Here is a 5,162-nt window from a genome sequence, read left to right as displayed (position 1 = left end):
GATGAGGACTCCCACCCACTTGATGGGGTAAGGCTCCCAGTAGACGACTGGGTTGATAGGCCGGAGATGGAAGCCAGGTGACTGGTGGAGTTGACCGGTACTAATAGGCCGAGGGCTTGTCCATAGAGGCTCGCGTCCACTGTGCGGTTCCCGGATTGCGAACAGTCGCTGCCGGTGAACGCACCATGCAGTACTCAATTGAAAAGAGTGCTTGTTCGCCGATCCAATAGGGTTTCGGTGGTTATAGCGTAGGGGAAACGCCCGGTTACATTCCGAACCCGGAAGCTAAGCCTTACCGCGCCGATGGTACTGCAGGGGGGACCCTGTGGGAGAGTAGGTCGCCGCCGAACAATTTTTCAGGGACCCGTGGTCCAGCATTCAAGCTGGACTACGGGTCCTTTTTTTTGCGATCTTCACGACATGTGTACCTCCGCGCACCGGCCGGTCGGCTGCGCGACGATTGATGTGGCATCCGAACCGACGACGATGCCCGAAGACAGGAGTTTCAGCGATGTCCCCCACATCCTCCGACGACCGTCCCGAGCGCGAGCCGCGCCGCGGGAACAGCGGTGACAACCGCGGCGGCTTCGGAGGGCGCCGGGACGACCGCCCCTCCTTCCGCCGCGACGACCGTCCGGCTCCGCGTCGTGACGACCGCGGCGGCCGCGACGACCGCGGCGGGTTCCGCGGCGGCCGTGACGACCGTGACCGCGGCGGCGACCGTGGTGGCTTCCGCCGCGACGACCGTCCCGCTCCCCGCCGCGACGACGACCGCGGTGGCCGGCCTTCCTACCGCCGTGACGACGACAGGGGCGGCCGCCCCGGTGGCTCCGGCGGGTTCCGCGGTGGACGTGACGATCGTGACCGCGGGGGCGACCGTGGCGGTTTCCGCCGCGACGACCGTCCCGCCCCGCGCCGCGACGACCGCGACGGGGACCGGGGCGGCTTCGGGCGCCGCGACGACCGTCCGCCCTTCCGCAGGGACGACCGCCCCTCCTTCCGCCGCGACGACCGGCGTGACGACAGGGGCGGCGAGCGCGGCGGCTTCCGTCGGGACGAGCGCAACGACGACCGCCGTGACGACCGCGGCGGAGACCGTGGCGGTTTCCGCCGTGACGACCGTCCGGCTCCCCGCCGTGACGACCGGGGCGGCGACCGTCCGGCGTTCCGCCGCGACGACCGTCCCGCGCCGCGCCGTGACGACCGGAGCGGGGACCGCCCGGCCTTCCGCCGTGACGACCGCGGCAGCGACCGTCCGCGCACTCCGCGCCGCGACGACGACCGGGGCGGACGCCCCGGTGGCGGCTTCGCGCGCCGTGACGACAGGGACCGGGGCGGACGCCCCGCGGGCGGCGGCTTCGGCCGTCGCGACGACCGGGGCGAGCGCGGCGGTGACCGCGGTGGATACCGGGGCGGTCGTGACGACCGTGGCGGCTTCCGGCGTGACGACAGGCGCGACGACCGGCACGGCGGCGGCTTCGGCCGGCGTGACGACCGGGACCGGGACCGGGGGGAGCGCGAGCCGGTCCGCCGGCTGCCGATCCCGCCCGAGGTCACCGGTGAGGAGATCGACAAGGACGTGCGGCAGGAGCTGATGAGCCTGCCCAAGACGCTCGCGGACGACGTGGCGCGCAACCTCGTCATGGTCGCGCAGCTCATCGACGAGGACCCCGAGCAGGCCTACGCGTACTCCCGCGTGGCGCTCCGCCTCGCCTCCCGCGTCGCGGCCGTGCGCGAAGCCGCCGGCTTCGCCGCGTACGCCACGCAGAAGTACTCCGAGGCGCTCGCCGAGTTCCGGGCGGCCCGGCGGATGACCGGCAACGTCGACCTGTGGCCCGTCATGGCGGACTGCGAGCGCGGCCTCGGCCGGCCCGAGCGCGCGCTCGCCATGGCCGGGGAGCCCGAGGTGCAGAAGCTGGACAAGGCCGGCCAGGTCGAGATGCGGCTCGTCGCCGCCGGCGCACGCCGGGACATGGGACAGCTCGACGCGGCCATCGTCACCCTCCAGAGCCCCGAACTCGCCTCCCACGCAGTCCATCCGTGGACCGCCCGGCTGCGCTACGCCTACGCCGACGCGCTGCTCGCCGCGGGCCGCGAGGACGAGGCGCGCGACTGGTTCTCCCGGGCCAACGAGGCGGACAAGGACGGCAGCACCGACGCCTCCGACCGGCTCGCCGAGCTCGACGGCATCGAGTTCGTCGACGCGATGGAGACCGACGAGCGGGACGACGCCGGCGCCGGCACGGACCGTGCCCACGCGGACGCCGAGGCCGACGTACCCGCCGAGGAGCAGGACGTCGCCGACGAGATCGTCCCGGACGAGATCTCTTCGGACGAGGCCGTCGTCGCAAAGTCCGACGCCGAGGACGCCGACGCCGAGGACGCCGACTCCCAGGACTCCGACGGCGAGGCGCGCGAGGAGACCGGGGCCGAGAGCGGGACCGACGCGCCCCGGACCTCCCCGCGTACCGCGGCCGAGGACGACTGACCGCAGCGATCAGAACGGGTGAGGGCCCGCGCGCCGAGCGCGCGGGCCCTCACCCGTTTTTTCATGTCGGGCCCGGAGCCGCGGACCGGCCGCCCCGCCCCGATGCGGCCGCCGCGCCGCGTCAGCCGTCGCCGAGTGTGCGCAGGACCAGGCCGGTCGCGGGCTTCGGGCCGAACGACGTCGACTTCCTGGGCATCGTGACGCCCTGCCGGGCCAGGTCGCGCACCACCTCTTCGCGGACGGGGTGCAACAGCACGGCGGTAGCGCCGTCCTGCTCCGCCTTGCGGACGGCGGCCCGCGTGTCGTGGATGTACGAGATGGCCTCCGGCGCGTCCGGCACCCTCCACACGGCGTCCAGCAGCGTGCTGTGCAGCACCGTCGCGTCCAGCCGCCGCCACCCCTCCGGCCGGTCGGCGCGGACGGTCCGGGCCAGCAGAGCGGGATCCGGGCGGTCCACCAGGTGGAAACGGCCGTCGCCCGCCAGCAGGAACGCGTTGCCGTCCGCCGCGGCGGAGGCCAGGGCCCGCAGCGCCTCGTCCAGGTCCCCGGGCAGCGTCCGCACGCGGCACACCCCGTCCAGCGCCGCCACGGCCTTCGCCACGGGCAGGCCGTGCAGCAGCCGGTGGATGGCCCGCACCCGCAGGGGGTAGCGCACCGTGTCGACCAGCAGCACCAGCCCGTACGCCCAGGGGCCGCCGTCGCCGTGCTCGCGGCGCAGCCGCAGATACGTCGCCCAGCGGTGGTGCCCGTCCGAGATCAGCGCCTGGTGGCGGGCCAGTCCCCGGGCGATCTCGGCCTGCTCGGCCGGGTCGGTGACCGACCACAACCGGTGCGCGAACCCGTCCTCCGTGGTGGTGGCGAGCAGCGGCTCCCGCTCTCCCACCCGGTCGAGGACACCGGCCGCCGGATCGGCGTCGCCGCCCTGGTAGGTCAGCAGCAGCGGTTCGAGGTTGGTCGCCGTGGTCCGCATCAGGTCGGCGCGGTCCGCCACGATGTCCGCCATCACGTCCTCGTGGGGCAGCACCACGCCGTCGGCCGGCTCCGACAGGGCCAGCGCCCCGATGACACCGCGCTGCACGAGCCCGTCGCCGCGCTGCTCGTAGACGTACAGGGCGGGACGCTCGTCCACGGCCAGGACGCCCTCCGCGAGCCAGCGCTCCAGCGTCCGCGCCGCCTGCCGGTGCCGGCTCGCCGCGGTGGGGCCCTGCGGCAGGATCAGGCGGACGATGTTGTGGGGATCGGCGGACTCGAGGTGGTGCAGGCCGTCCGGGCGCACCACCACGTCGTACGGCGGTGACGTCACCGCCGACAGACTGCTCACCCGCTCCGGGACGTAGCGCACCCCCCGGAACGCCTCCAGCCGCAGTCCCTCACGCTCCGCACCCGTTGTGTCCACCTGTGCATCGTAGGCGGGGGCGGACATGAGCGATGATCGGGTGAGCAGCCGGAACGAGGAGCGCGGTGTTGATGAGTGAGCAGAGCGGGACCGGGCCGAGCGCCAGCGCACGCCCCCTGAACGAGGCGTACGACACGGCACTGCTCGACCTGGACGGGGTCGTGTACACCGGAGGCGACGCGGTGGAGCACGCCGTGGACGCGCTCAACGAGGCCCGCGCCGCGGGCATGCACCTCGCCTATGTCACGAACAACGCGCTCAGGCCGCCGGAGGCGGTCGCGGAGCACCTGGGCGAACTCGGCGTGCCCGCCGACGCGGAGGACGTGATCACCTCCGCGCAGGCCGTCGCCCGCCTCATCGCCGAGCAGGTGCCCGAGGGTGCGAAGGTGCTGGTCGTCGGCGGGGAGGGACTCCGCCTGGCGCTGCGCGAGCGCGGCCTCGTCCCGGTCGAGTCCGCGGACGACGGCCCGGTCGCGGTGGCGCAGGGATACGGCGGCCCCGACATGGCGTGGCGGCGCTTCTGGGAGGCGTGCGCGGCGATCAACGCGGGTGCGCCCTGGTTCGCGTCCAACACGGACCTGACGATCCCGAGCCCGCGCGGCATCGTGCCCGGCAACGGCGCGGCGGTGGAGGTCGTACGGATCGCGACCGGGGCCGAGCCGCAGGTCGCGGGCAAGCCGCTGCCGCCCATGCACCGCGAGAGCGTGCTGCGCACCGGGGCGCGGCGGCCGCTCGTGGTGGGGGACCGGCTCGACACGGACATCGAGGGCGCGTTCAACGGGGGCGTGGACTCCCTGCTCGTCCTGACCGGCGTGACCGACGCGCGGCAACTGCTCGCCGCCGAGCCGCGGCACCGGCCCACGTACGTCGACGCCGACCTGCGCGGTCTGCTCTCCGCGCAGCCCGAGGTGCGAGCGGAGCCCGACGGCGGCTTCCGGTGCGGGCGCTGGAGCGCCGAGGTCACCGGCGGGGAACTCGTACTCCACCGGGGCTCCACCGACGGAGACGGGGACGGGAACGCTCCGGGGAACAAGGCGAGCAGCGACGGCGGCGGCCGTGGAGCCACCGGTGGCGACCGCGATCCGGACCGGGAGGCCATGGACGGCCTGCGCGCGCTGTGCGCGGCGGCCTGGGCCCATGCGGGCGACGGCTCGTGCGACCTCGACCCGGGCAAGGCCCTGGAGCAACTGCGCCGGTGAGCCCCGAGTGCGCGGCCCGGCGCGGCCCGGCGCCGGGCGGCAGCCTTCGCGGCAGGTGCCCGGCTACGCGAACGGGCCG

General features: G+C 74.4%; 4 protein-coding genes and 2 rRNA genes. 4 read left to right on the top strand and 2 right to left on the bottom strand.

The features are described 5' to 3' along the window. Both L1885_RS23245 and rrf read left to right on the top strand, forming a co-directional pair. Positions 1 to 124: ribosomal RNA gene (locus L1885_RS23245) — 23S ribosomal RNA — on the top strand; the annotation flags it as partial. Positions 125 to 233: 109 nt separating this feature from the next. Then, positions 234 to 350: ribosomal RNA gene (rrf, locus tag L1885_RS23240) — 5S ribosomal RNA — on the top strand. A 155-nt stretch (positions 351 to 505) separates the two neighbouring features. Here rrf and L1885_RS23235 read toward each other — a convergent pair. Beyond that, positions 506 to 1,468 (bottom strand): hypothetical protein, encoded by a 963-nt coding sequence (locus tag L1885_RS23235; RefSeq protein WP_235799123.1) that lies wholly within the window; start codon positions 1,466 to 1,468, stop codon positions 506 to 508. A gap of 111 nt (positions 1,469 to 1,579) precedes the next feature. On the opposite strand from L1885_RS23235, the gene L1885_RS23230 reads away from it, so the two are divergent. Further along, positions 1,580 to 2,488, top strand: a complete 909-nt coding sequence (locus L1885_RS23230) for a tetratricopeptide repeat protein (RefSeq protein WP_235799122.1) — start codon at positions 1,580 to 1,582, stop codon at positions 2,486 to 2,488. A gap of 121 nt (positions 2,489 to 2,609) precedes the next feature. On the opposite strand, the gene L1885_RS23225 is transcribed toward L1885_RS23230, so the two are convergent. After that, on the bottom strand, positions 2,610 to 3,884 hold the full coding sequence (locus tag L1885_RS23225; protein WP_235799121.1) for a DUF1015 family protein: 1,275 nt from the start codon (positions 3,882 to 3,884) through the stop codon (positions 2,610 to 2,612). Between the two features lie 71 nt (positions 3,885 to 3,955). Here L1885_RS23225 and L1885_RS23220 point away from each other — a divergent pair, with 71 nt between their 5' ends. Then, on the top strand, positions 3,956 to 5,083 hold the full coding sequence (locus L1885_RS23220; protein WP_235799120.1) for an HAD-IIA family hydrolase: 1,128 nt from the start codon (positions 3,956 to 3,958) through the stop codon (positions 5,081 to 5,083). Positions 5,084 to 5,162 lie beyond the last annotated feature (79 nt).

Source organism: Streptomyces fuscigenes (genome assembly GCF_021556455.1).
GTDB classification, from domain to species: Bacteria; Actinomycetota; Actinomycetes; order Streptomycetales; family Streptomycetaceae; genus Streptomyces; species Streptomyces fuscigenes.
This window is presented reverse-complemented; position numbering and strand designations above follow the sequence as displayed.

Excerpts from the sequence above, each read along its gene's own strand:
- L1885_RS23220 (WP_235799120.1), top strand. The coding sequence starts at position 3,956 with ATGAGTGAGCAGAGCGGGACCGGGCCGAGCGCCAGCGCACGCCCCCTG.